The organism is Variovorax sp. P4_D9, from assembly GCF_056401695.1.
The window spans coordinates 1-2,140 of sequence record NZ_JBFUIU010001184.1; the positions used below are offsets into that span (position 1 = coordinate 1).

3 protein-coding genes and 1 pseudogene are annotated in these 2,140 nt (G+C 61.2%); 1 reads left to right on the forward strand and 3 read right to left on the reverse strand.

The window, feature by feature from the left end:
* On the forward strand, positions 1-267 hold a 267-nt coding region (locus AC1DY5_RS52710; RefSeq protein ID WP_478122198.1), incomplete at its 5' end, for an alpha/beta fold hydrolase.
* Between the two features lie 373 nt (positions 268-640).
* Here AC1DY5_RS52710 and AC1DY5_RS52715 read toward each other — a convergent pair.
* The 3 genes and pseudogenes from AC1DY5_RS52715 to AC1DY5_RS52725 form a co-directional block, all read right to left on the reverse strand.
* On the reverse strand, positions 641-1,051 hold the full coding sequence (locus AC1DY5_RS52715; protein ID WP_478122199.1) for an SgcJ/EcaC family oxidoreductase: 411 nt from the start codon (positions 1,049-1,051) through the stop codon (positions 641-643).
* Between the two features lie 490 nt (positions 1,052-1,541).
* On the reverse strand, positions 1,542-1,724 hold the full coding sequence (locus tag AC1DY5_RS52720; protein WP_478122200.1) for a hypothetical protein: 183 nt from the start codon (positions 1,722-1,724) through the stop codon (positions 1,542-1,544).
* Positions 1,725-1,882: 158 nt separating this feature from the next.
* A pseudogene (locus tag AC1DY5_RS52725) lies at positions 1,883-2,140 on the reverse strand (transposase); the annotation flags it as partial.

Genomic DNA, 2,140 nt, shown 5'->3' on the forward strand with positions numbered 1-2,140 from the left:
ATGCTCGCGCAGGCATCTGCCTTCACGGCCTACCGGACACCGAAGGGCGAGCCGTTCGCGGCTTTGCGCGGAAGCACACATCCGACGCTGGTGGTGAATGGCTGCGAAGACCGAATGGTTCCGACCATCAATTCATACAACCTGGCCAAGAACCTTCCGAACGGCCAACTCATCATCTACCCGGACTCAGGTCACGGCGCACTCTTCCAGTTCGCAGACCTCTTCGTGGCGCACGCGAGCATGTTTCTCGATCGGACCGACTCATGACCGCGACCACGGCACAGGCGCGAAGATCCCGGTGGCTCGCTCCTTGGCCGATTGTGATGACGTGAAGCCGACCGGTGGGTTGGGCAATTGCAGGGGCTGAAGGACCTCTGACCTATCGAGTGCGCGCCCTCACCCGCGGGCAGGCCCAACCCGTCGTTCCAGCGACCGTTTCCGATGGTTGAAGAAGCCGAGGATGACCGCTTTGCGCCGTCGAACTTCGATTGCTCAAGGACCGCTCGGGGCCCATACCGGCTGTACGCCCTGCACCAAGGCGGGCGTTGCGGCCGGGGTCCATCTGTACAACCGATGGCCTACTTTCATTGCTGGACGAACCCTACACGCGCGCAGCRGCGGTGCGCGCTTCTACCAGCCTTTACTTCTCCGGCATGGCTGAAGAATGGTGGCTGGTGATCAGCCACCGACTACCGTCCCACTTGTAGGTGTACGTGTACCGCGCCTTGACGACAGCGCCCGTCTTGGCGAAGGTGAAGGTATACAGGCCAGCATCCACGGCCGTGGTGCAACCGATCTCTATGGTTCTGGAATCGATGCGACCGAACGGCTTGTCTTGAAGAAAGTGCTCGAAGTAGTCTTGCTTTTGCGCCGCATTGAGACGCGGKGTGTTGGAAACGGTGGGAAGCAAAACGGATTTATCCGCGTAGTTTTCAACCACCTTGCGCGGGTCGCCGGTTTGCAATGACTGGTTCCAGCGGTCAAACAGCGCGGCAACCTCCTGCTCGCTGGTTGCCTTGCAGGTTTCAGTTCGTGCGGATGTGGAACCCACTGGATTCGAGGCGCAACGGCGAGCAGGGTGCCCGCGGCCAAAAGCGAAAACACGGCAGMTTTCTTCACTGGCGCTCCTTTCCGGTCTGCAACTCGACCGTACGAAAACAGGGCGGATGCCTCACGCATGCTGATATACCCCCAAACTGGTACGTCGGCAAGGCGGCGCCCACACCGACCTCGCGCGACACGTCTTCCAACGTCGCACTCTCAGGTGGCAACAGCCGTGCCACCGCCTTGTCCTTGAATGATTGTCCGTACCTTGCCAATTCCGTCTCTCATCATCGCCCCCTGCTACAAAAGGCCGCTTTGCTCCTGTTGGCGGGGAAATCGTCCTTTCCGTGTAGATTGATACGGTTAGGTCTGAAAAGACTAAGCCTGACAGACTTAGCAATCGCGGTTTCTGCGCAAGGTTGGCCTTTTCATGCAGATTGGCACGCTTTGGCTTTCCAGGCCGATGGGCTGACAGCCTGCGTCGTGTGAAGCCGGTTTCAAACCTTGACGGCCGCCTTCATCTCGTCGCGCCTCCGCCCGCGTTCGGGCGCCACCATCAAACCAGGGCGCAACTGCCCGCTGAGGATCAGTTCGACCAAGCTCCGATAGACGCTCTGGGTCATGGATGGCTCGCGCGCGGCGGCCTCGGGAATCAAGCCTTCGTATTCTTCCTGGTTCATCGGTCGCATTCTCACCTCTCAATGCTTGACGTTGGCATGCCGGCGCGTTGTCCACGGTCGCAGCCGGTGCGCCGCAGGCGCATCGTCCACATGTCCATGGCCTGCCGGGCGCGAAGCGCCCGGCCCCCCTCGGCATCGCGTAAGGTGCTCGACTGCGTTCAGACTTCGGCCGGCACTGCATCAGCCTTGCGCAGACCGCCCAGGACCATTTCGGTGACGCGCGCGCTGCGCCAGGCCTTCACCCGGCGCTGCAGTGTCCGCAGCTGCGCCTTACCGTCGTAAATCTCTGGAACCATCGCGACCAGACGAGCCATCAAGGCCTTGGCCGCTATCGAGGGCTCCGCGATGAGCCACCCTTCAATGACTGGCCACGCGTCGGCGAATGGGTCGGTCCGAGTCCTCCACCAGTGTTTGGC

What these genes read in the sequence shown, in the direction of transcription:
- AC1DY5_RS52720 (WP_478122200.1), bottom strand. Translation starts at nt 1,724, where the DNA reads ATGAACCAGGAAGAATACGAAGGCTTGATTCCCGAGGCCGCCGCGCGC.